Raw genomic sequence first — 21,960 nt, forward strand, 5'->3', positions numbered from 1 at the left:
GGGGAGCGGTCGCTCCCCTGAATCTTATAGCTGGAGAATGTTATGAAATCAGTGGTAATCCATGCTGAGGGGAACGTCTGCGTTGAAGAACGCCCTATCCCTACGCTGCAAACGGAAAACGATGTCCTGGTCAAAGTGGTCAGTTCCGGATTATGCGGCTCCGACATCCCGCGCATTTTCGCCAAAGGCGCGCATTACTACCCTATTACGCTGGGGCACGAATTCAGCGGCTATGTGGAATCCTACGGCGCGGCGGTAACTGATCTGCAGCCCGGCGATGCCGTCGCCTGCGTGCCACTGCTGCCCTGCTTTCAGTGTCCGCAGTGCCAGCGCGAGTATTTCTCTTTATGTAAACAATATCAGTTTGTCGGCTCACGCAGCGAAGGTGGCAACGCCGAATATGTGGTGGTGAAGCGCGCCAACCTGTTCCGCCTGCCGGATCAGATGCCGATTGATGACGGCGCGTTTATCGAGCCGATAACCGTTGGCCTCCACGCCTTCCACCTGGCGCAGGGTTGCGAAGGTAAAAACGTGATTATTATCGGTGCGGGCACCATTGGCCTGCTGGCATTACAGTGCGCCCGCGAACTGGGCGCCAACAGCGTCACGGCGATCGATATCAATCCTCAGAAACTGGAGCTGGCCAAAGCCCTTGGCGCAACCCGAGTGTTCAACAGCCGCGAAATGAGCGGCCAGGCGATTCAGCAGGCGCTGGAAGCCATTCAGTTCGACCAGTTAGTCCTTGAGACCGCCGGCACGCCGCAGACCGTCACGCTGGCGATTGAGGCCGCCGGTCCGCGGGCGCAGTTGGCGCTGGTCGGCACGCTTCATCACGATTTAACCCTCCCGGCCGCCACCTTCGGGCAGATCCTGCGTAAAGAGTTGAATATTGTCGGTAGCTGGATGAATTACTCTGGTCCGTGGCCAGGAGAAGAGTGGCAAACGGCCACCCGCCTGCTGACAGAAAAACGCCTGCAGCTGGCACCGCTAATAGCCCACCGCGGTGACGCGGAGAGCTTTGCGCGTGAAGTTCAGGCGCTAAACGGCGCACCGATGCAGGGTAAAATCCTGCTCAAACTCTCCTGACTGCATGAGCCAGCCCTGAGGGCTGGCTCATGTAACCTTTCGAAAATTATCGTTCAACTTTCGTTATCCTTCGATTACACTGAGATGAGTTAATTATCAGGCAAATCAAGATGAACTCATTTGAACGAAGGAACAAAATTGTCGATATGGTGAATACGCAGGGCAGCGTATTGGTTCTAGACCTTTCGAATCTCTTTGGCATCTCTGAGGTAACGATCCGTGCCGATCTTCGCTTACTGGAAGAAAAAGGGCTGTTAACCCGCTTTCACGGCGGCGCCGCCCGCGCGGGCAGCGACCTGACCGACGCAGAGAATCAGGAAGTGGTGCTGGAAGACCGCTATCAGCTTGCCAGCGATCCCAAAAAGCGCATCGCCCAGGCCGCGGTAGCCATGATCCGTGAAGGTATGACGGTGATCCTCGATAGCGGCAGCACCACCCTGCTGATTGCCGAGGCACTGGTGCGGATGACCAATATCACCGTCATCACCAACAGCCTGCCCGCCGCGTTTACCCTGGCGGAAAATAAAGATATCACCCTGGTGGTTTGCGGCGGCACCGTGCGGCATAAAACGCACTCCATGCACGGGACGATTGCCGAACGTTCTCTGCAGGGAATCTGCGCCGATTTGATGTTTGTCGGCGCCGACGGTATCGACGCCACCAACGGTATCACCACCTTTAACGAAGGTTACTCCATCAGCAGCGTGATGGCCGCCGCCGCGCATCAGGTGATCGCCGTGCTCGACGCCAGCAAATTCAATCGCCGGGGCTTTAACCAGGTACTGCCGATGGAAAAGATAGACTGCGTAATCACCGATGACGGTATCAGTGAAAATGACCGCGCAGCGTTAAGCAGCAAGAAGGTGGAACTGAAGATAGTGTGATTGCACGCTGAGTGGAACACCATGGCGGCTGGTTCTACTTAACCAGCCAGCTTCCACCTTTTTTAGCGCCTATGCGAATCAATCTCCCTTTCGCCTGTAGCCCTTGCAGATGGCGCTCAACCGTACGTGCTGATATCCCCAAGATCTCCGCCAGCGCTCTCGCCGTCAATTCCGGGTTTCCGGTTAGCAAACGCAAAATTGCGTTTTCCGGTAGAACTACTTTAACGTCGATTTCTTCCGACATTTCTTCCGACATTTCTTCCGACACGACGAATGAAGTCTCCAGACCTTCTTTCAGCGCCGCCAGGATATTTTGCAACATCCAGGTCACGAATAGCGTGCAATCACTGGTTTTGTCACAAACACCTAAAATGTCGTAATAACGTTCTTGCTGATGGTGGATCAGCGTTTCAACGGGCAGCCAGGCCAATTCCTGACGCCACTGGCTTAGAATCAACGTCTGCCATAAACGCCCCATCCGACCATTGCCATCAGCGAAAGGGTGAATGAACTCAAACTCATAGTGGAAAACTGAACTGGCAATCAAAGGATGAAGCTCGGTGTGTTCCAGCCAGCTGAGTAAATCAGCGATCAATCTTGGGACTTGAGCAGCAGGTGGAGCCATATGTACCACCTGCGTACCGCGATAAATGCCGACGTTTCCGCCACGTAAAGCGCCAGGACGATCAACCAGCCCTGTCATCAGCGTTTTATGCGCCGTCAGAAGATCCCTAATATTTGCCGCATGCCATCCGGGCATTAATTCATAAGCACGAATGGCATTTCTCACTTCCTGAATATCCTTAGCCGGCGCGAGAACCCGTTTGCCTTCCAGCAGCGCCGTTACCTGTTCCATGCTCAGGCTATTATGTTCAATCGCGAGTGACGCCTGAATAGTACGAATGCGGTTTTCTTTACGCAGCAACGGCGATGTTTGTCCACGTTTCGCCGACCAATGCCCAAGCAATTCCCCAATCTCAACGACAAGGTTTAGGACCGTGGGTGTGATGCTAAACGGCGGTTGGTAACGGCTCATCGCTTACTCCCCCTGCTGCTCTAGGGCGTACTTATACAACGCATTTTTCTTTACGCCGTGGATCTCCGCGGCCAGCGCAGCGGCTTTCTTCAGCGGCAGCTCCGCTTGCAGCAGCGCCAGGGTACGCAGCGCGGCTGCCGGCAGCGCCTCTTCCTGGGCCTTAAAGCCTTCGACAATCAACACCATCTCGCCTTTGCGGCGGTTTTCGTCTTCCTTCACCCACGCCACCAGCTCGCCGATCGGCGCGCCGTGGATAGACTCCCAGGTTTTGGTCAGCTCGCGGGCCAGCACCACGTAGCGGGATTCTCCCAGTACCGTGCAGATATCTTCCAGACTCTCCACCAGACGGTGCGTTGACTCATAGAAGATGAGAGTGCGCGGTTCTTCTTCCAGCGCCTTCAGGGTATCGCGGCGGCCTTTCGATTTCGCCGGCAGGAAGCCTTCATAGCAGAAACGGTCGGAAGGCAGACCGGCGGCGCTCAGGGCGGCGATGGCCGCACAGGGACCCGGCAGCGGCACCACGCGAATATTCGCTTCGCGGCAGGTGCGCACCAGATGATAGCCAGGGTCGTTAATCAGCGGCGTGCCGGCATCGGAGACCAGCGCGATGTTTTGCCCTTCTTTCAGTTTAGCGAGAAGTGTTTCCGCCTTTTGCTGCTCGTTATGGTCGTGAAGCGCAAATAAGCGGGCGTTAATCGCAAAATGTTGCAGCAGCAAACCGGTGTGGCGGGTATCTTCCGCAGCAATTAAATCAACAGCTTGCAACACTTCCAGTGCGCGCTGCGTGATATCAGACAGATTCCCTATCGGAGTGGGCACAATATAGAGCTGCCCCTGAGAATTATCCGCTGATTCGTGTTGTTTCATTGTCTCGTCCGTATTGCCGATTTAATATTGAGCATTGAGCCAAAAAAATATCACTGGACACTTATGGTACCGTCAACATTTCTTCGTTCTAAGCCCGCGCGCTGTCTGCCCGTATTGCTGGCGACGCTTCTTTTTGCTGGCTGCGGCACCCACACGCAGGATCAAAGCACGGCGTTTATGCAGGGTACATCGCAGGCCAACTCCAGTTTCTACCTACAGCAGATGCAGCAAAGCACGAATGATAGCAAGACCAACTGGCAATTACTCGCCATTCGTGCACTGCTGCAGGAAGGGAAGAAGCAGCAGGCCATCGACCTGTACAACCAGCTGCCGTCGAACCTGAACAGCACCCAGGCCCGTGAACAGTCGCTGCTGGCGGTGGAAATGAAGCTGGCGCAAAACGACTATCAGGGCGCTCGTACTCTGCTGGCAAAGCTCGACCCGACAAGCCTGGATCAACCCCAGCAGGCGCGCTACTGGCAGGCGCAAATCGATGCCAGCCAGGGCAAACCATCGCTGACCCTGCTGCGCGCCTTAATCGCCCAGCAGCCGCTGCTGAGTGACGCGAAACAGCGTCAGAAAAATATTGATGCGACGTGGCAAGCGCTCACCTCGATGCCCCAGGACCAGGCCAATGCGCTGGTGATCAACGCCGATGAAAATACCCTCCAGGGCTGGCTGGATCTGCAGCGGATGTGGTTTGACAACCGCAACGATCCGACGCTGCTGAAAGCAGGCGTTAAAGACTGGCAGACGCGCTATCCGCAAAATCCGGGCGCCAAAATGCTGCCGACGGCGCTGGTGAACATGCAAAACTATAAGCCTGCGTCCACCAACAAGATTGCGCTTTTTCTGCCGCTGAACGGTCAGGCGTCGATCTTCGGCCGCACTATCCAGCAGGGCTTTGAAGCCGCCAAAAATGGTGCGCCGTCGGTGACGGGTAGCGCGGTTCCCGCGCAGGTTGCCCAAGCGGCGAATGTCTCCGGTAATGATGATGTAGTGAGTCCGTCGCAGGCAGAAGTCAGCGATCTAACCGCCACCGGAAGCCGCGCTGAACCGGTGCAAGCCCCGGCACAAGACCAGGCGGCGCCTGCCGCGGAACCTACAGCCCAGGCGCCGGCAGCGTCCGCCACGCCGCAGACCACCGCTTCCCCGGTCACTCAGCCGGTCACCGCCCCGACCGCACAGCCTCAGCCCGCAGTCGCCAGCGCCGCCAACCCCTCTGCGGAACTGAAAATTTACGACACCACCAGCCAGCCCATCAGTCAGTTGCTTGCCCAGGCTCAGCAGGATGGCGCCACTTTAGTCGTCGGGCCGCTGCTGAAAGAGAACGTAGATGATGTGATTAAGAGCAACACGCCACTCAATGTACTGGCCCTCAACCAGCCGGAGAAAGTCGAAAGCCGCGCTAACCTCTGCTATTTCGCGCTTTCCCCGGAAGACGAAGCGCGTGACGCGGCCCGACATATCCACCAACAGGGCAAGCAGACGCCACTGCTGTTGGTTCCGCGCGGTGCGCTGGGCGATCGCGTGGTTAGCGCGTTTGCCGACGAATGGCTGAAGCTGGGCGGCGCCAGCGTCCTGCAGCAGCGTTTTGGATCCACGGCCGAGCTGCGCGCCGGCGTCAACGGCGGAGGGGGCATTGCGCTGACCGGCACCCCGGTCTCCACCCTGCCTTCGGCCCAGAACAGTTCCCTCGGCAGTGCGGATGAGATGCCGGTGAGCAGCGGCGGCAGCGTGGACGCCGCCTATATCCTCGCCACCCCGGAACAGATTGCCTATATCAAACCCATGATCGCCATGCGCAACGGCAGTCAAAACAATGTCACCCTGTACGCCAGCTCGCGCAGCGCCCAGGGCACCGCAGGGCCGGATTTCCGTCTGGAGATGGAAGGGCTGCAGTATAGTGAGATCCCGATGCTGGCCGGCAGCAACCCGGCGCTGATGCAGCAGGCGCTGTCCGCTGTACGTAATGACTACTCGCTGGCGCGCCTGTATGCCATGGGAGCTGACGCCTGGTCACTGGCGAACCACTTCACGCAAATGCGCCAAACGCCGGGCTTCGAGCTGAACGGCAATACCGGCGATCTGACGGCCACCCAGGACTGCGTGATTAACAGGAAACTGTCATGGCTCAAGTACCAGCAGGGAAAAATCGTTCCGGCCAGCTAAGCAAACAGACTGGCGATGCCTGGGAAAACCTGGCTCGCCGCTGGCTGGAAGGCCAGGGCCTGCGTTTTATCGCCGCCAATGCCCGCGAGCGTGGCGGCGAAATTGACCTCATCATGCGCGACGGCGCCGTCACCGTTTTTGTCGAGGTGCGCTACCGCCGTAGCGCCCGGTACGGTGACGCGGCGGCCAGCGTCACCCCGCAAAAACAACAACGACTGCTTAAAGCCGCCCGTTTGTGGCTCTGCCGACAGAATGGGAGCTTTGAGACTGTGGATTGCCGTTTCGATGTGGTAGCCTTCACCGGAAACGACATCCAATGGCTAAAAAACGCCTTTGGCGAATAGCGTAATACCAGAAGTAAGGGATCCCGTGCTCGACAGAATCAAAGCCTGCTTTACCGAAAGCATTCAAACCCAAATTGCCGCAGCGGAAGCACTCCCGGACGCCATCTCCCGGGCGGCGTTGACGCTCGTGCAGTCCCTGCTCAACGGCAACAAAATCCTCTGTTGTGGTAATGGCACCTCCGCCGCCAACGCACAGCATTTTGCTGCCAGCATGATTAATCGTTTTGAAACGGAACGCCCTGGTTTACCCGCCATTGCACTTAATACCGATAATGTGGTCTTAACCGCCATCGCCAACGATCGCCTGCATGACGAGATCTACGCCAAGCAGGTGCGCGCTCTGGGACACGCCGGCGATGTGCTGCTGGCGATCTCTACGCGCGGTAACAGCCGGGATATCGTCAAAGCGGTGGAAGCCGCCGTGACTCGCGACATGACTATCGTCGCGTTAACCGGCTATGACGGCGGTGAGCTGGCTGGCCTCTTAGGTCAGCAGGATGTCGAAATCCGCATCCCCTCGCATCGCAGCGCGCGTATTCAGGAGATGCATATGCTAACCGTCAACTGTCTGTGCGATTTGATAGATAACACCCTTTTTCCACACCAGGACGATTAAGGAGAACACATGAAGGCTCTCTCGCCCCTCGCCATCCTGCTTTCTGCACTATTGCTGCAGGGCTGCGTTGCCGCCGCGGTAGTCGGAACGGCAGCTGTCGGCACTAAAGCCGCAACGGACCCGCGTACGGTGGGAACCCAGGTCGATGACAGCACCCTGGAACTGCGCGTCAATAGCGCCTTGTCGAAAGATGAACAGATTAAGAAACAGGCCCGCATCAACGTCACGGCTTATCAGGGCAAAGTCCTGCTGACCGGCCAGTCGCCGACGCCGGACCTCTCCGCCCGCGCCAAGCAAATCGCCATGGGCGTGGAAGGGACCACGGAAGTGTTTAATGAAGTGCGCCAGGGCCAGCCGATTGGTTTAGGGACCGCCTCGTCTGATACCTGGATTACCACCAAGGTGCGTTCGCAGCTGCTGAGCACCGATCAGGTCAAATCCTCGAACGTGAAGGTGACCACGGAAAACAGCGAAGTCTTCCTGATGGGGCTGGTGACCGAGCGCGAAGGCCGGGCTGCCGCGGATATTGCCAGCCGGGTGAGCGGCGTGTCCCGGGTGACTACCGCCTTTACCTACATCAAATAAACCTGCAGTCTCCCGGCTGGCGCTGCGCTTAGCCGGGCTACCGTCCCCTATGCGTTGGGTGCCGGGTAAGGCGTAGCCGCCCGCCAGCCAATCCGGCTATCCATACGTTTACGGCAAACTACACCAGCGCCAGCGCACCGACAATCGCCCCGCAAAGCGCCACCAGTCCGCCCGTCAGCCACAGCGCTTTGGCCGGGAAGGCTTTGCGCAGCATAATCAGCGACGGCACGCTCACCGCCGGCAGAGTGATGAGCAGCGCCAGGGCTGGCGCCGTCCCCATGCCAGCCAGCATCATCGTCTGCACAATCGGAATTTCCGCCGCGGTAGGGATCACAAACAGGCAGCCGGCGATCGCCATCGCGATGACCCAGAACAACGTGTTATCCACCGCGCCATCGGCGTGCGGGAACAGCCAGACCCGCGCCGCTCCCAGCGCCAGTACCGCGAGGATATAAACCGGGATCGTGTTCCAGAACAGGGTCCACAGCGCCCGCAGCCAGCGGCTAAAGAAGCTGTCTCTGGCCGCTTCAGATGGTGCAGCAGGCACCGCTACCGGCTGCGTCGCCGCCTCTTTCACCCATTTCTGCACCAGGGTCGCAACAATCAGCACCGTCGCCAGGCCAGCGACCAGGCGAACCAGCGCAAACTGCCAGCCCAGGACAAAGCCCATAAACACCAGTGTCGCCGGGTTGAGCAGCGGGTTACCCATCCAGAACGCCAGCGCCCCGCCCATCGACACCTGTTGTTTACGCATGCCAGCCGCGACCGGCGCGGCGCAGCAGGTGCACATCATGCCAGGCAGTGAAAAAATCGCCCCCAGCAGCGTGCCCTGAAAACGCGATTGTCCCAGGGTGCGCAGCAGCCAATCGCGCGGGATGAGCACCTGAATCAGCGACCCGAGCAGCACGCCGAGCACTGCCGCTTTCCAGACGGCGAGGAAGTAAACCATCGCATAGTCCCACGCGGCTTTCAGCGGATTGGCGTCGGCCTGGGCGAGAATGGATTTACCGATACTGTGGGTTTCCGCGGCGGTGAAGGCTTTCCCGTAATAGGGCTGCCATTTGACGAACCACAGGCCGACAATCACGACGAGAAAGAAAAGCGCGGGTTTCCACCATTGAAACGGTGACGCCGCCTGAGATGAAGACTGACCAGTCATAGCATTCCCCAGCAAGAAATGTGGATATGAATTGAAGCCGTGAATAGTACGCCGGATATTTGCGTTTGCAAAACGCTATTCAGCCTGCTGCGCGGCGCGCTCCCGCAGCTGGGATGACGTCAGAATTTGCACGCCTTCCTGGGAGGGCGACAGCGCCTCCGCCAGCAGGGCAATCGCCACGTCACGGGCCGGAATCGCTTTCCAGTTTCCTGGCAGCAGCCGGAACAGCGGTTCGAGGAAAGTCTCATTGGCCCGTTTTTTTTCCCGCTCGCCTGACAGCATCGACGGCCGGGCGATGGTCAGCCGCGGCCAGGCCTGTTCAATCAACGCCGCCTCCATTTCCCCCTTCACCCGATTGTAGAAAAACGGCGAGTGGGCATTGGCGCCCATCGCGCTAACCACCAGCATATGTTGCGCACCAAGTCGTTTGCCGGTCAGCGCGGTATCAACCACCAGCGTGTAGTCAGCATGGACAAAGGCCTCTTTGCTTCCCGCTTCCCGACGCGTCGTCCCCAGGCAACAGAAGACGATATCGACCGGGTCGACCACCTGCGCCAGGGCATCGGTCAGCTGGGGATCGTGAGGATTAAAGACACCTTCCGCTGGCGCCAGCGGGCGACGCGTCGGGGCGGCGATGGAGCTGATGCTCGGCTCATTCTGCAGCAGCCGGAGTAAGTGACCGCCAACTAACCCGGTCGCACCGGTTAATAATACCTGACTCATTGATTCTCCTTTACAGAATTCTCCGCCTTGCACTTTCGGGCTCATGTTCCAGGCTTAATACCTTACAAGGTAAGTATCCACCATCATCATGGAATTACCTCATTGACCATCCAGATAGCGGAGGAAGCATGAGTAAAAAGATAGCCGTGCTCATTACCGACGACTTTGAAGATTCTGAATTTACCTCTCCCGCCGACGCGTTCAAGCTCGCCGGGCATCAGGTCGTCACGATCGAAAAGCAGGCTGGCAAGACGGTGAAGGGTAAACAGGGAGAAGCGGAGGTGGCCATCGACAGAGCCATTGATGACGTCACACCGGGCGAATTTGATGCCTTGCTGCTGCCCGGGGGCTATTCCCCTGATCAGTTGCGCGGGGATGAACGCTTCGTCACCTTTACCCGCGATTTCGTCAACGGCGGGAAGCCGGTCTTCGCCATCTGCCACGGCCCGCAGCTGCTGATCAGCGCCGATGTGATCCGCGGGCGTAAGCTCACGGCGGTGAAGCCTATCGTGGTGGATGTGAAAAACGCTGGGGGCGAGTTTTACGACCAGGAGGTGGTGGTCGATAACGAACAGCTGGTCACCAGCAGAACGCCGGACGATCTGCCGGCCTTCAATCGTGAAGCGCTACGCCTGCTCGGCGCCGGCATCACGCCGCCAGTGTAACTTTTTCCCGAAGCCCAGCGTGTTATCGGTAAACTTGATTTCGTCCGGACGAATCTCCCATACCGGCGCCGACAGCATGCGGGCCACCGGAAAGCGCTTGACGTAGCGCTGGCGCATCCGCGCCTCTTCGTCACCGCTCAGACGACGGATCTCGCCTTTGAACTGCACGCCGCGGATCAGGGCTACGGTTTTTGGCTGGCCATTAACCGTACCGGCCACTTTCGCCCGTTCGCCGGTCATCTGACCGTGGCGGGTGTGCTCATCGCTGAGCAGATAAAAGGCCACGGTATCCGGGTCATAGACGTAAAAGGCATTCGCACACCACAGCTCGTCGTCGCGGGAGACGCACCAGGTGACGACGTGCTGCTTACTCAGCCAGTGACCAATGGCAGCAAGGGTTTCCATCTTTCTTCTCCATTATGCTATGGTGCACACACCTTACCATAGTGACTTTATGACCGTGTGCTGGTTTCTGTATCTCATTCGAACCGCGGATAATCGCCTTTATACCGGCATCACCACCGATGTGCCGCGCCGCTTTCGCCAGCATCAGGCGGGAAAAGGCGCGAAGGCGTTGCGCGGTAAAGGCGACCTGCTGCTGGCCTTTAGCCACGAGGTTGGTGAACACTCACTTGCATTGCGACTGGAATATCGCGTTAAGCAGCTAACGAAGCGCGAAAAAGAGCGCCTCGTTGCCGGAGAGGATGCCTTCGATACCCTGCTGGAGAGGCTCAAAGATGATTAAAATGGTCGCTGTATTCTACCTGGCCGTGGACGCCTTCGAGAGCGTCATCCGCCAGACGGTGAACCTGGAACGCCTCCGCGCTGTCCGGCCAGCGGCAGCGGAGATCGAAGCGCGCGGCCGGCTCAAAACCGAAGCGACGGTATAAATCCGGGTCGCCCAGCGTCACCACCGCGGCATAGCCGAACTCATTCAGCGAATCCAGCCCTTCATAGACCAGTTGCCGGCCAATGCCCTGTCCACGATAGTGTTCATCCACCGCCAACGGCGCCAGACCGACCCACTGCAGCTCTTCACCTTCCACTGCAACCGGGCTGAAGGCAACGTAGCCGATCACCTGGCCTTCATCATCCGTTGCCACCACCCCCAGCGTGATCAGTCCATCTTCACGCAGATCGTGCACCAGCTGCGCTTCGGCATCGCGGCCGAAGGTACGACGCAGCAGCGCGTCGATTCCCGGTGCATCAATCCCAATCTCCACTCGAATCAGCATGCCTCACCTACCGATGTCTGTTCAGGTTTCTGCGGGCTCTTCAGTCCAGCTTCGACAAAATCCGCCAGTTGCAGCAACATCACGCGCAGCGCTTTTGGCATCTGCTCGAGCTCAATGGCGTCCATCAAATTTTTTACGTACAGCCCCAGCTCCGTATCGCCTTCAATCACCAGACGACGCTGGAAGAATAGCGTATCCGGATCCTGCTTGCGCGCGGCAATCATTAACAGATCGCTGGCGTCGGCGCTGAAGCTGACGTCGGCGTCGGCCTGCTGGCTGACCACCAGGCGACCATCGACTACCGAGGTATACCACAGCAGACCGATGTCACGCACATGAATACTTAACCAGCGCCCCTCGAGAAACTCCAGTTCTCCCTCTGCCAGCGCCTGACGGAACTGCCAGCTTAGCACCTGCTCCAGCACCTGGCGCTTGAGGGCAAAAGGCGCCAGCTTAACCGGCACGCTCAGTAAAGACGGGCCAAAGTGGACCAGCCGGGAACGCAGTTTATCCAACACAAGCTTTACTCCATGAATGCAATTGTTCCGCTATTGTGCCATATCACATAAACAACATAGCGGCGTAAATCAACAAAAACGCGATGACGGCCGCCAGTTATTGGCGCCACCAATACACTTTTAACTGCCTCAAATCAAAAATTGTCACCAGAAGGTTAACTAAAATCCCTGCTCGTTAACCATTCAGCGTCCCTGACGGGCCGCATTTTTCAGGAAAAATTATGGAGCTGCTCTGCCCAGCCGGTAACCTTCCGGCGCTTAAGGCGGCCATCGAAAACGGCGCCGATGCCGTCTATATCGGGCTGAAAGATGACACCAACGCCCGCCACTTTGCCGGCCTTAATTTCACCGAAAAGAAACTGCAGGAAGCCGTCAGCTTTGTGCATCAGCACCGTCGTAAGCTACATATTGCGATCAACACCTTCGCCCATCCCGACGGCTACGCCCGCTGGCAGCGCGCGGTGGACATGGCCGCCCAGCTGGGCGCCGATGCGCTGATCCTGGCCGATATCGCCATGCTGGAGTATGCCGCGGAGCGTTATCCACACATTGAGCGTCACGTTTCGGTGCAGGCTTCCGCCACCAATGAAGAGGCCATTCGCTTCTATCATCGCAACTTTGACGTGGCACGCGTCGTACTACCACGAGTGTTATCTATTCACCAGGTGAAGCAGTTGGCCCGTGCCACGCCGGTGCCGCTGGAAGTCTTCGCCTTCGGTAGCCTGTGCATCATGGCGGAAGGCCGCTGCTATCTCTCTTCCTACCTGACCGGCGAATCGCCGAATACCGTCGGCGCCTGTTCACCTGCCCGCTTCGTACGTTGGCAGCAAACGCCGCAGGGGCTGGAATCTCGCCTTAATGAGGTGCTGATCGACCGCTATCAGGATGGCGAAAACGCCGGCTATCCGACGCTGTGCAAAGGCCGCTATCTGGTCGATGGCGAGCGCTATCACGCGCTGGAAGAACCCACCAGCCTCAACACCCTGGAGCTGTTGCCGGAATTGATGGCCGCCAATATCGCCTCGGTGAAAATCGAAGGCCGTCAGCGCAGCCCGGCGTACGTCACCCAGGTGGCGAAAGTCTGGCGCCAGGCGATCGACCGCTGCAAAGCCGATCCGCAGAATTTTGTGCCGCAATCCGCCTGGATGGAAACCCTTGGTTCGATGTCCGAAGGGACGCAAACCACCCTTGGCGCCTATCACCGTAAATGGCAGTGAGAAACATGAAATATTCATTAGGGCCGGTGCTGTACTACTGGCCAAAAGAGACGCTGGAAGATTTTTACCAGCAGGCGGCAAACAGCAGCGCCGACACCATTTATCTCGGCGAAGCCGTGTGCAGCAAACGCCGCGCCACCAAAGTTGGCGACTGGATCGAGATGGCAAAAGCGCTGGCCGGTAGCGGCAAACAGGTGGTGCTGTCTACCCTCGCGCTGGTGCAGGCCTCCTCCGAACTGGGCGAACTGAAGCGCTATGTCGCTAACGGCGAGTTCCTGATTGAGGCCAGCGACCTTGGCGTGGTGAACCTCTGCGCCGAACGCAAGCTGCCGTTCGTCGCCGGGCATGCGCTGAACTGCTATAACGCCGTCACTCTGCGCCTGCTGCTGAAACAAGGCATGATGCGTTGGTGCATGCCGGTAGAGCTTTCCCGCGACTGGCTGGCAAATTTACTGACCCAGTGCGAAGAGCTGGGTATTCGCAACCAGTTTGAAGTGGAAGTGCTGAGCTACGGCCATCTGCCGCTGGCCTATTCCGCGCGCTGCTTTACCGCCCGCTCGGAAGACCGGCCAAAGGACGAATGCGAAACCTGCTGCATCAAGTACCCGACCGGACGCAGCATGCTGTCGCAGGAGAACCAGCAGGTGTTCGTGCTCAACGGTATCCAGACGATGAGCGGCTACGTCTATAACCTTGGCAACGAGTTAACCTCGATGCACGGCCTGGTGGATATGGTGCGCCTGTCGCCGATGGGCAACGAAACCTTCGCTATGCTCGAGGCCTTCCGCGCCAACGAAAACGGTGCTGCGCCACTGGATCTTACCAGCAATAGTGATTGCAACGGCTACTGGAAACGGCTGCCCGGTCTGGTGCTGCAAGCCTGATAAACCGCTCACTTTGTTAACAACAGTGCTCAGATTTTAATGCATTATTAAAGATGCAGCTTTTCTGGCTGGCGCGTCCAGGATGCGCCAGGCTGGAAGAAGACCTTCAATCTGATGACGATGCTGTAGCAAAGTGAGCCTTTATGACTGACAAATCTGTTTCGTTCTCGGTGCTCGACCTGGCGCCGATCCCGCAAGGCTCTTCTGCCAAAGAAGCCTTTACCCACTCTCTGGATCTCGCCAGGCTGGCCGAATCGCGCGGCTATCACCGCTACTGGCTGGCGGAGCACCATAATATGGTCGGCATTGCCAGCGCGGCGACCTCAGTGCTGATAGGCTATCTCGCCGCCAATACCACCACTCTGCATCTCGGTTCCGGCGGGGTGATGCTGCCCAACCACTCACCGCTGGTGATCGCCGAGCAGTTCGGCACCCTGAATACCCTTTATCCCGGGCGTATCGATCTCGGCCTTGGCCGCGCGCCAGGCAGCGATCAGCCGACCATGCGCGCCCTGCGCCGCCATATGAGCGGCGATGTCGATAACTTCCCGCGCGACGTGGCGGAACTGGTGGACTGGTTTGACGCCCGCGATCCGAACCCGCACGTGCGTCCGGTTCCCGGCTATGGCGAACGAATTCCGGTGTGGCTGCTGGGCTCAAGCCTGTACAGCGCCCAGCTGGCGGCGCAGCTCGGCCTGCCGTTTGCTTTCGCCTCGCATTTCGCGCCGGATATGCTGTTCCAGGCGCTGCATCTGTATCGCAGCAATTTCAAACCTTCGGCGCGGCTGGAAAAACCGTACGCGATGGTGTGTATCAATATTATCGCCGCCGACAGCAACCGCGATGCGGAGTTCCTCTTTACCTCTATGCAGCAGGCGTTCGTTAAGCTGCGGCGCGGCGAAACCGGACAGCTGCCGCCGCCGGTGGAAAATATGCATCAGCTGTGGTCAGCGTCCGAGCAGTATGGCGTGCAGCAGGCGTTAAGCATGTCGCTGGTCGGCGATAAAACGAAAGTCCGCCACGGCTTAGAGTCCATTCTGCGCGAAACCGAGGCGGATGAAATCATGGTCAACGGCCAGATCTTCGACCATCAGGCTCGCCTGCATTCGTTTGATTTGGCGATGCAGGTGAAAGAGGAGCTGTTGGGATAACACAAACGTCAGCCCGGTGGATGTTATGCCACCGGGTATTAACCTTACTGATAAACCGGCAGCAGATTAAAGCTCGACAGGAAGTGCACCACCGCGTTGCCGAGACCAAAGAGCAGGATCAGCACAATCATCGCTTTTCCGCCCCACACGCGGAACTGTGGGCTGCCGAAGCGTTTACGCGAAGCGCGGGCCAGCAGCGCCGGCACAATGGCCGCCCATACCGTCGCCGCCAGGCCGGCATAGCCGATGGCGTAAAGGAAACCATCTGGTTTCACCAGCCCGCCAATCATCGGCGGGATAAAGGTCAACAGCGCGGTTTTAAAGCGCCCCATCGCGCTATCGTCAAAGCCAAACAGATCCGCCAGATAGTCGAACAGACCCAGCGTCACGCCGAGGAACGAACTCGCGACGGCAAAGTTGGAGAACACTACCAGCAGCAGATCCAGGCCGCGGTTATTCAGTACGCCGCTCAGGGCCTGTACCAGTACATCAATGTTACCGCCCTTCTGCGCAATATCGATAAACTGCGGACGCGGGATATTGCCCATCGTCACCAGCAGCCAGACCACGTACAGACCCAGCGCCAGCAGCGTACCGTAAATCAGACAGCGGGTAATGGTGCGTGGATCCTTACCATAATATTTCATCAGGCTCGGCACGTTACCGTGATAGCCAAACGAGGCCAGGCAGAACGGCAGCGTCATCAGCAGGTAGGGCGCATAGGAGGCATTCTTCTCCGCGACGTTAAACAGCGTCGTCGGTTCGACGTGTCCCAGCAGGCTGCCGAAGGTCAGGAAGAAGGTGATGACCTTGGCGCCGAGCACGATAGCCGTCATGCGGCTCACCGCTTTGGTGCTCATCCAGACAATAAACGCCACCAGCAGCGCAAAGCCGAAGCCCGCCGCGCGCGCCGGTACGTTCAGCGACATTTCACTGAAGGTATGGTGCAGGATAGAACCGCTCGCCGAAATATAGGCGTAGGTCAGGATATACAGCACAAAGGCGATCGACACGCCGTTCACCAGGTTCCAGCCCTTGCCGAGCAGGTCTTTGGTGATGGTGTCGAAACTGGAGCCAATCCGGTAGTTGAGGTTGGCTTCCAGGATCATCAGTCCGGAGTGCAGCATGCAGAACCAGGTAAAAACCAGCGCCGCCAGCGACCAGAAGAACCACGCGCCGGACATCACCACCGGCAGCGAGAACATGCCCGCGCCAATAATCGTGCCGCCGATAATCACCACGCCGCCAAACAGGGACGGTCGGGTGGTCGTAGTGGTTAGTGTCGCCATTTACCGAAATCTCCAGTTAAAAAAACTTTCCCACAATGGGTGCGACGCACTGTACCAGTACACGAGTACAAAAGAAATAAAAAAAGCCCCAATCATGGCGATCGGGGCTGTATTATTTACTTTACGCTAGCGTGTTGCGCTAATTACGCATCGCCACCGAAACGACGACGACCAGCGGAGTCATCACGGCGCGGCGCAGCTGCATCGTCACGACGCGGCGCACGGCCTTCACGACGTTCGCCGCTGAAACGACGACCATCACCACGACCGCCTTCACGACGTTCGCCACCGAAGCTACGGCCGCCTTCACGACGCTCACCGCCGAAACCACGACCGCCTTCACGACGTTCACCGCCGCCACGACGTTCAGTGCGCGGCTGCGCATCGCCCATCAGCTGCATGTTCATCGGTTTGTTCAGGATGCGGGTGCGAGTAAAGTGCTGCAGTACTTCGCCCGGCATACCTTTCGGCAGTTCGATGGTGGAGTGAGAACCGAACAGCTTGATGTTACCGATGTAACGGCTGCTGATATCGCCTTCGTTAGCGATCGCGCCAACGATATGACGAACTTCAACGCCGTCATCACGGCCTACTTCAATGCGGTACAGTTCCATCTCGCCAACATCACGACGCTCACGCTTCGGACGATCTTCACGATCGCCACGCGGGCCGCGGTCATTACGGTCGCCACGACGCTCGAAACGGTCATCACGATCGCGGAACTCACGCTTAGGACGCATCGGCGCATCCGGCGGGACGATCAGAGAACGTTCGCCCTGGGCCATTTTCAGCAGCGCGGCGGCCAGCGTTTCCACGTCCAGCTCTTCGCCTTCCGCCGTCGGCTGGATTTTCGCCAGCAGCGCACGGTACTGGTCCAGATCGCTGCTTTCCAGCTGCTGCTGAACTTTAGCCGCGAATTTTTCCAGGCGACGTTTGCCCAGCAGTTCTGCGTTTGGCAGTTCTACTTCAGGGATCGTCAGTTTCATCGTACGTTCGATGTTACGCAGCAGGCGACGCTCGCGGTTCTCAACGAACAGCAGTGCGCGGCCAGCACGACCCGCACGACCGGTACGGCCGATACGGTGAACGTAAGACTCGGAATCCATCGGGATGTCATAGTTAACAACCAGGCTGATACGCTCAACGTCCAGACCACGGGCCGCAACGTCGGTAGCGATCAGAATGTCCAGACGACCGTCTTTCAGACGCTCCAGCGTCTGCTCACGCAGCGCCTGGTTCATATCGCCGTTCAGCGCGGCGCTGTTATAGCCGCTACGCTCCAGCGCTTCAGCCACTTCCAGGGTCGCGTTTTTGGTACGCACGAAGATAATCGCCGCATCAAAGTCTTCCGCTTCCAGGAAGCGCACCAGCGCTTCGTTTTTACGCATGCCGTAGGCCGTCCAGTAGCTCTGGCTGATGTCCGGGCGCGTGGTGACGCTGGACTGAATGCGCACTTCCTGCGGCTCTTTCATGAAGCGGCGGGTAATGCGACGAATCGCTTCCGGCATGGTGGCAGAGAACAGCGCGGTCTGATGACCTTCCGGGATCTGCGCCATAATGGTTTCTACGTCTTCGATAAAGCCCATGCGCAGCATTTCATCGGCTTCGTCCAGTACCAGACCGCTCAGTTTAGAGAGATCCAGCGTGCCGCGCTTCAGGTGGTCCAGCAGACGACCCGGGGTACCGACAACGATCTGCGGACCCTGACGCAGGGCGCGCAGCTGCACGTCATAACGCTGGCCGCCGTACAGGGCAACCACGTTTACGCCGCGCATATGTTTAGAGAATTCCGTCATTGCTTCAGCAACCTGTACCGCCAGTTCGCGGGTCGGCGCCAGCACCAGAATCTGTGGTGCTCTCAGCTCAGGATCAATGTTGTTCAGCAGCGGTAAAGAGAACGCTGCGGTTTTACCGCTACCGGTCTGGGCCATACCCAGAACATCGCGGCCGTCCAGCAGATGCGGAATGCACTCAGCCTGGATCGGAGATGGTTTTTCGTAACCCAGATCGTTAAGCGCTTCAAGGATGGGAGCCTTCAGGCCCAGATCTGCAAAAGTGGTTTCGAATTCAGCCATGTAGTACGTGTGCCTCAAAATTAATGGCGGCCAGTCTACATAACTCATCGTGAAAATTTACGGTAATTTTCATTGAAAAGTGTGAACCGGCTCAAAGTAGGTGTATTAACGAACAACAACGCCCTCACCCGCAAAGGTGATGGCAAGCAAAAAACTATGGGCTGATGTGTTCGTCAGCTATTGCTGGTCCGATTCTGCCAGGTCATCTTGCTCCTGGCCCAAGAGCGATAATTCCAACAATGCGTATCGGTGCTCAACGTAGTTATGTACGTTGTTAGCGACCGCCAGTTTGAACAGTGCCGTAGCGCTGTCCTTGTCCCCCAGACTTAGGTAGTACTTACCTAAATAGAAGTTGGTTTCACTGAGATGCTCAGCGAGCGAGGTGTTATCCGTTGCGTCTGCCTTCAGACGAGTCATCAGCTCTTTTTCGCTAATGTCGCCAAGGTAGAACTCGACAATGTTCCATCCCCATTGCTCTTTGTCCGACTTGTTTAAGCGCTCTCTGAGTGCTTCAAGCGCCCGCTTCTCGTCGAGTTTACGCTCGGCGATATAAAGCCACAGGCTACGGAAAGGATCATTGGGATCGTCTTGATAAAACGCCAGCAGATCATCTTGCGCTAACTTAGCCCGGCCGCCGTAATACAGGGCGATACCGCGGTTCAAGTGCGCGTAGTTGTAAGTTGGATCAAGCTCAAGTACAGAATCAAACGCTTCATAGGCAGCATCAAAATTGCCTGCCTGCGTTAAGTAAATGCCTAAGTAATTGAATACTTCAGGCATATCGGGTCGGATTGCCAGCGCTTGTGAAAAATCATTTCGCGCTAATGCCCTCAGACCGAGACTATCATACAACACTCCGCGCTCATATAAAAGCTGTGCGCGTTCGTCATCGGATAAAGCCCGACTGGCAAGAATTTGTTCCATGCGTGCCAGAATCACTTCTTGCTGTAAAGTCGGTTGCAATGGTACTGCGAGGACGGCGTCCTTACGCCAGGCGGTGCTACTGCATCCTGCCAGCGTGAGAGCTGTCGCCACGAAACACCAGCGCAAAAAAGGCTTCATTTCCCACTCCCGAAGACAACGATTGGATGAACGTCCTGTTCCCCGGCTGCAAACGAGGCGTCCTGCCCGTAAAACGCCCTCCGCAAAAGCGGAGGGCTAACGGCAACCTTACTCGCCCTGCTCGGCGACCGGAGCTTCCGGCGCTGCGGCAGACGGAGTCTGTTCAGTTGCTTCTTTGATGCTCAGACGAACACGGCCCTGGCGGTCAACTTCCAGAACCTTAACCGGCACTTCCTGACCCATCTGCAGGTAGTCAGTCACTTTCTCAACGCGCTTATCAGCGATCTGCGAGATGTGAACCAGACCTTCTTTACCGCCGCCGATGGCAACGAACGCGCCAAAGTCAACGATACGGGTCACTTTACCATTGTAGATGCGGCCAACTTCGATCTCAGCGGTGATCTCTTCGATACGACGGATAGCATGCTGTGCTTTATCGCCGTCGGTCGCTGCGATCTTCACGGTACCGTCATCTTCGATTTCGATGGTGGTGCCGGTTTCTTCGGTCAGGGCACGGATAACAGAACCGCCTTTACCGATAACGTCTTTGATCTTGTCCGGGTTGATCTTGATGGTGTGGATACGCGGTGCGAATTCAGAGATATCGCCGCGCGGCGCGTTAATCGCCTGCTCCATCACGCCCAGGATGTGCAGACGCGCACCTTTAGCCTGGTTCAGAGCAACCTGCATGATTTCTTTGGTGATACCTTCAATTTTGATATCCATCTGCAGCGCAGAGATACCGTCGCGGGAACCCGCAACTTTGAAGTCCATATCGCCAAGGTGGTCTTCGTCACCCAGGATGTCAGACAGAACGACGAAGTTGTCGCCTTCTTTCACCAGACCCATTGCGATACCCGCAACGGCGGCTTTCACCGGCACACCCGCATCCATCAGCGCCAGAGAGGCGCCACAGACGGAGGCCATGGAAGAAGAACCGTTGGATTCGGTGATTTCAGACACCACGCGAACGGTGTACGGAAATTCGTCGATAGTCGGCATCACGGCCAGTACGCCGCGCTTAGCCAGACGACCGTGACCGATTTCACGACGCTTCGGAGAACCCACCATGCCAGTTTCGCCTACGGAGTACGGAGGGAAGTTGTAGTGGAACAGGAAGGAGTCGGTGCGCTCGCCCATCAGTTCGTCGATGTTCTGCGCGTCGCGTGCGGTACCCAGAGTCGCGGTAACCAGCGCCTGCGTTTCGCCACGGGTGAACAGTGCGGAACCGTGAGTACGCGGCAGTACGCCGGTACGAACGTCCAGACCACGGATCATGTCTTTTTCGCGGCCATCGATACGCGGCTCGCCTGCCAGTACGCGGCTACGAACCACGTTTTTCTCGATGGCGTGCAGGATTTCACCCAGCTCGTTAGCGTCCAGGGTTTCATCTTCTGCTACCAGCGTGGCGATGGTTTCAGATTTGATCACGTCAACCTGAGCGTAACGCTCTTGTTTGTCGGTGATACGGTAAGCATCGCTCAGGCGGGATTCAGCCAGCGCAGCCACGCGCGCGTTCAGCGCTTCGTTGACAGCTTCCGGCTGCCAGTCCCAACGCGGTTTACCGGCTTCTTTCACCAGGTCGTTGATGTTCTGAATAACAATCTGCTGCTGCTCGTGGCCGAAGACCACCGCGCCCAGCATCTGGTCTTCACTCAGCAGTTCAGCCTCGGATTCAACCATCAGCACGGCCGCTTCAGTACCGGCAACCACCAGATCCAGTTTGCTGGACTTCAGTTCTTCCTGGGTTGGGTTCAGTACGTACTGGTCGTTGATGTAACCCACGCGCGCGGCGCCGATTGGGCCATTGAACGGAATACCAGACAGGGACAGCGCAGCGGAAGCGCCGATCATCGCGACGATATCCGGGTTAACCTGCGGGTTAACGGAAACGACGGTGGCGATAACCTGAACTTCGTTAACGAAGCCTTCCGGGAACAGCGGGCGAACCGGGCGGTCAATCAGACGCGCGATCAGGGTTTCGCCTTCGCTTGGACGGCCTTCACGACGGAAGAAACCACCCGGGATTTTACCGGCAGCGTAAGTACGCTCCTGGTAGTTAACAGTCAGCGGGAAAAAGTCCTGGCCTGGCTTCGCTTTTTTCTGACCCACAACGGTCACGAATACCGCGGTGTCATCCATGCTAACCATCACAGCGGCCGTTGCCTGGCGCGCCATCATGCCGGTTTCCAGGGTTACGGTATGCTGGCCGTACTGGAATTTACGAACGATCGGATTAAGCAAAATTCTATCCTTTTTATCTATAAATCACGCCATATCAAAGACATAGCGTCTATTGACCCGATCCTCTGCATCCTCGCGACTAATGACAACCTTTACCCGCCCCTGCGGATGAAGCCTCTCATTAGCCGCGCGAACCTCTGCATGAAGA

General features: G+C 57.6%; 23 protein-coding genes. 11 read left to right on the forward strand and 12 right to left on the reverse strand.

The genetic code is table 11. The features are described from left to right. The first annotated feature begins 42 nt into the window (after nt 1–42). Nucleotides 43–1,086: a galactitol-1-phosphate 5-dehydrogenase gene (gatD, locus tag N438_RS13135; RefSeq protein WP_012967178.1), complete on the forward strand. Its 1,044-nt coding sequence runs from the start codon at nt 43–45 to the stop codon at nt 1,084–1,086. Nucleotides 1,087–1,196: 110 nt separating this feature from the next. Further along, nucleotides 1,197–1,970, forward strand: coding sequence for a DeoR/GlpR family DNA-binding transcription regulator (locus N438_RS13140; protein ID WP_008806611.1), 774 nt, complete (start codon nt 1,197–1,199; stop codon nt 1,968–1,970). Between the two features lie 34 nt (nt 1,971–2,004). On the opposite strand, the gene N438_RS13145 is transcribed toward N438_RS13140, so the two are convergent. Both N438_RS13145 and rsmI read right to left on the reverse strand, forming a co-directional pair. Continuing rightward, on the reverse strand, nt 2,005–2,895 hold the full coding sequence (locus N438_RS13145) for a Fic family protein (RefSeq protein WP_165453583.1): 891 nt from the start codon (nt 2,893–2,895) through the stop codon (nt 2,005–2,007). 114 nt (nt 2,896–3,009) lie between these two features. Continuing rightward, entirely contained in the window at nt 3,010–3,873 is an 864-nt protein-coding gene (rsmI, locus tag N438_RS13150; protein ID WP_086070667.1) for a 16S rRNA (cytidine(1402)-2'-O)-methyltransferase, read from the reverse strand. A gap of 63 nt (nt 3,874–3,936) precedes the next feature. Between rsmI and N438_RS13155 the strand changes: the two genes are divergently transcribed. Genes N438_RS13155 through dolP form a run of 4 tightly spaced genes read left to right on the forward strand, consistent with a single transcriptional unit; the run spans nt 3,937 to nt 7,590 of the window. Continuing rightward, nucleotides 3,937–6,045 carry a penicillin-binding protein activator gene (locus tag N438_RS13155; protein WP_022066331.1) on the forward strand — a complete coding sequence of 703 codons (2,109 nt, stop codon included), beginning with the start codon at nt 3,937–3,939 and terminating at the stop codon, nt 6,043–6,045. Next, nucleotides 6,003–6,389 carry a YraN family protein gene (locus N438_RS13160; RefSeq protein WP_116696331.1) on the forward strand — a complete coding sequence of 129 codons (387 nt, stop codon included), beginning with the start codon at nt 6,003–6,005 and terminating at the stop codon, nt 6,387–6,389. Before N438_RS13155 ends, N438_RS13160 begins: the two co-directional genes overlap by 43 nt. 25 nt (nt 6,390–6,414) lie before the next feature. After that, nucleotides 6,415–7,005, forward strand: coding sequence for a DnaA initiator-associating protein DiaA (gene diaA / locus N438_RS13165; RefSeq protein WP_004868024.1), 591 nt, complete (start codon nt 6,415–6,417; stop codon nt 7,003–7,005). A 9-nt stretch (nt 7,006–7,014) separates the two neighbouring features. Further along, nucleotides 7,015–7,590, forward strand: coding sequence for a division/outer membrane stress-associated lipid-binding lipoprotein (gene dolP / locus N438_RS13170; RefSeq protein WP_008806615.1), 576 nt, complete (start codon nt 7,015–7,017; stop codon nt 7,588–7,590). Between the two features lie 118 nt (nt 7,591–7,708). On the opposite strand, the gene N438_RS13175 is transcribed toward dolP, so the two are convergent. Both N438_RS13175 and N438_RS13180 read right to left on the reverse strand, forming a co-directional pair. Next, complete coding sequence (locus N438_RS13175; protein WP_100751459.1) at nt 7,709–8,749, reverse strand: permease; 1,041 nt, start codon at nt 8,747–8,749, stop codon at nt 7,709–7,711. 75 nt (nt 8,750–8,824) lie between these two features. Continuing rightward, a complete protein-coding gene (locus tag N438_RS13180) occupies nt 8,825–9,472 on the reverse strand; it encodes an NAD(P)H-binding protein (RefSeq protein WP_100751458.1) in 648 nt (215 codons plus the stop codon). Nucleotides 9,473–9,600: 128 nt separating this feature from the next. Between N438_RS13180 and N438_RS13185 the strand changes: the two genes are divergently transcribed. Continuing rightward, complete coding sequence (locus N438_RS13185) at nt 9,601–10,137, forward strand: type 1 glutamine amidotransferase domain-containing protein (protein WP_008806618.1); 537 nt, start codon at nt 9,601–9,603, stop codon at nt 10,135–10,137. Here the strand turns inward: N438_RS13185 and N438_RS13190 are convergent. Then, a complete protein-coding gene (locus N438_RS13190) occupies nt 10,099–10,542 on the reverse strand; it encodes a YhbP family protein (RefSeq protein WP_100751457.1) in 444 nt (147 codons plus the stop codon). The two genes, N438_RS13185 and N438_RS13190, sit on opposite strands and share 39 nt — an antisense overlap. 49 nt (nt 10,543–10,591) lie before the next feature. On the opposite strand from N438_RS13190, the gene N438_RS13195 reads away from it, so the two are divergent. Next, on the forward strand, nt 10,592–10,882 hold the full coding sequence (locus tag N438_RS13195; RefSeq protein WP_032737192.1) for a GIY-YIG nuclease family protein: 291 nt from the start codon (nt 10,592–10,594) through the stop codon (nt 10,880–10,882). Here the strand turns inward: N438_RS13195 and N438_RS13200 are convergent. Then, on the reverse strand, nt 10,869–11,372 hold the full coding sequence (locus N438_RS13200) for an N-acetyltransferase (protein WP_023298265.1): 504 nt from the start codon (nt 11,370–11,372) through the stop codon (nt 10,869–10,871). The two genes, N438_RS13195 and N438_RS13200, sit on opposite strands and share 14 nt — an antisense overlap. Beyond that, on the reverse strand, nt 11,366–11,890 hold the full coding sequence (locus N438_RS13205) for an SCP2 domain-containing protein (RefSeq protein ID WP_008806622.1): 525 nt from the start codon (nt 11,888–11,890) through the stop codon (nt 11,366–11,368). Before N438_RS13205 ends, N438_RS13200 begins: the two co-directional genes overlap by 7 nt. Before the next feature lie 221 nt (nt 11,891–12,111). On the opposite strand from N438_RS13205, the gene N438_RS13210 reads away from it, so the two are divergent. The 3 genes from N438_RS13210 (at nt 12,112) to N438_RS13220 (ending at nt 15,142) form a co-directional block, all read left to right on the forward strand. Beyond that, on the forward strand, nt 12,112–13,107 hold the full coding sequence (locus tag N438_RS13210) for a peptidase U32 family protein (protein WP_004206164.1): 996 nt from the start codon (nt 12,112–12,114) through the stop codon (nt 13,105–13,107). Nucleotides 13,108–13,112: 5 nt separating this feature from the next. Next, nucleotides 13,113–13,991 carry a U32 family peptidase gene (locus N438_RS13215; RefSeq protein WP_008806623.1) on the forward strand — a complete coding sequence of 293 codons (879 nt, stop codon included), beginning with the start codon at nt 13,113–13,115 and terminating at the stop codon, nt 13,989–13,991. Nucleotides 13,992–14,134: 143 nt separating this feature from the next. Next, nucleotides 14,135–15,142 carry an LLM class flavin-dependent oxidoreductase gene (locus tag N438_RS13220; RefSeq protein ID WP_038421844.1) on the forward strand — a complete coding sequence of 336 codons (1,008 nt, stop codon included), beginning with the start codon at nt 14,135–14,137 and terminating at the stop codon, nt 15,140–15,142. 44 nt (nt 15,143–15,186) lie between these two features. Here N438_RS13220 and mtr read toward each other — a convergent pair whose 3' ends face one another. The 5 genes from mtr to pnp all read right to left on the reverse strand — a co-directional run bounded on the left by mtr (nt 15,187) and on the right by pnp (nt 21,812). Next, complete coding sequence (gene mtr, locus N438_RS13225) at nt 15,187–16,431, reverse strand: tryptophan permease (RefSeq protein ID WP_008806624.1); 1,245 nt, start codon at nt 16,429–16,431, stop codon at nt 15,187–15,189. 143 nt (nt 16,432–16,574) lie between these two features. Next, entirely contained in the window at nt 16,575–18,506 is a 1,932-nt protein-coding gene (deaD, locus tag N438_RS13230) for an ATP-dependent RNA helicase DeaD (protein ID WP_012540481.1), read from the reverse strand. After that, nucleotides 18,499–18,579: a protein YrbN gene (gene yrbN, locus N438_RS13235; protein ID WP_085903200.1), complete on the reverse strand. Its 81-nt coding sequence runs from the start codon at nt 18,577–18,579 to the stop codon at nt 18,499–18,501. Before yrbN ends, deaD begins: the two co-directional genes overlap by 8 nt. Nucleotides 18,580–18,683: 104 nt before the next feature. Then, nucleotides 18,684–19,568 carry a lipoprotein NlpI gene (gene nlpI / locus N438_RS13240; protein ID WP_002918241.1) on the reverse strand — a complete coding sequence of 295 codons (885 nt, stop codon included), beginning with the start codon at nt 19,566–19,568 and terminating at the stop codon, nt 18,684–18,686. 108 nt (nt 19,569–19,676) lie between these two features. Next, the gene (gene pnp / locus N438_RS13245) at nt 19,677–21,812 is read right to left on the reverse strand and encodes a polyribonucleotide nucleotidyltransferase (protein ID WP_008806626.1); all 2,136 of its coding nucleotides are present in this window, start codon (nt 21,810–21,812) and stop codon (nt 19,677–19,679) included. Between the last annotated feature and the right edge of the window lie 148 nt (nt 21,813–21,960).

The sequence above is a fragment of the Klebsiella sp. GL120222-02 genome (assembly GCF_003097195.1).
GTDB lineage: Bacteria > Pseudomonadota > Gammaproteobacteria > Enterobacterales > Enterobacteriaceae > Klebsiella > Klebsiella variicola.

Excerpts from the sequence above, each read along its gene's own strand:
- yrbN (WP_085903200.1), bottom strand. The coding sequence starts at position 18,579 with ATGAAAATTACCGTAAATTTTCACGATGAGTTATGTAGACTGGCCGCC.
- deaD (WP_012540481.1), bottom strand. The coding sequence starts at position 18,506 with ATGGCTGAATTCGAAACCACTTTTGCAGATCTGGGCCTGAAGGCTCCC.
- N438_RS13200 (WP_023298265.1), bottom strand. The coding sequence starts at position 11,372 with ATGCTGATTCGAGTGGAGATTGGGATTGATGCACCGGGAATCGACGCG.
- dolP (WP_008806615.1), top strand. The coding sequence starts at position 7,015 with ATGAAGGCTCTCTCGCCCCTCGCCATCCTGCTTTCTGCACTATTGCTG.
- mtr (WP_008806624.1), bottom strand. The coding sequence starts at position 16,431 with ATGGCGACACTAACCACTACGACCACCCGACCGTCCCTGTTTGGCGGC.
- rsmI (WP_086070667.1), bottom strand. The coding sequence starts at position 3,873 with ATGAAACAACACGAATCAGCGGATAATTCTCAGGGGCAGCTCTATATT.
- N438_RS13140 (WP_008806611.1), top strand. The coding sequence starts at position 1,197 with ATGAACTCATTTGAACGAAGGAACAAAATTGTCGATATGGTGAATACG.
- N438_RS13185 (WP_008806618.1), top strand. The coding sequence starts at position 9,601 with ATGAGTAAAAAGATAGCCGTGCTCATTACCGACGACTTTGAAGATTCT.
- nlpI (WP_002918241.1), bottom strand. The coding sequence starts at position 19,568 with ATGAAGCCTTTTTTGCGCTGGTGTTTCGTGGCGACAGCTCTCACGCTG.
- N438_RS13155 (WP_022066331.1), top strand. The coding sequence starts at position 3,937 with ATGGTACCGTCAACATTTCTTCGTTCTAAGCCCGCGCGCTGTCTGCCC.
- N438_RS13180 (WP_100751458.1), bottom strand. The coding sequence starts at position 9,472 with ATGAGTCAGGTATTATTAACCGGTGCGACCGGGTTAGTTGGCGGTCAC.
- N438_RS13210 (WP_004206164.1), top strand. The coding sequence starts at position 12,112 with ATGGAGCTGCTCTGCCCAGCCGGTAACCTTCCGGCGCTTAAGGCGGCC.
- N438_RS13195 (WP_032737192.1), top strand. The coding sequence starts at position 10,592 with ATGACCGTGTGCTGGTTTCTGTATCTCATTCGAACCGCGGATAATCGC.
- N438_RS13160 (WP_116696331.1), top strand. The coding sequence starts at position 6,003 with ATGGCTCAAGTACCAGCAGGGAAAAATCGTTCCGGCCAGCTAAGCAAA.
- N438_RS13175 (WP_100751459.1), bottom strand. The coding sequence starts at position 8,749 with ATGACTGGTCAGTCTTCATCTCAGGCGGCGTCACCGTTTCAATGGTGG.
- N438_RS13215 (WP_008806623.1), top strand. The coding sequence starts at position 13,113 with ATGAAATATTCATTAGGGCCGGTGCTGTACTACTGGCCAAAAGAGACG.
- gatD (WP_012967178.1), top strand. The coding sequence starts at position 43 with ATGAAATCAGTGGTAATCCATGCTGAGGGGAACGTCTGCGTTGAAGAA.
- N438_RS13190 (WP_100751457.1), bottom strand. The coding sequence starts at position 10,542 with ATGGAAACCCTTGCTGCCATTGGTCACTGGCTGAGTAAGCAGCACGTC.
- N438_RS13220 (WP_038421844.1), top strand. The coding sequence starts at position 14,135 with ATGACTGACAAATCTGTTTCGTTCTCGGTGCTCGACCTGGCGCCGATC.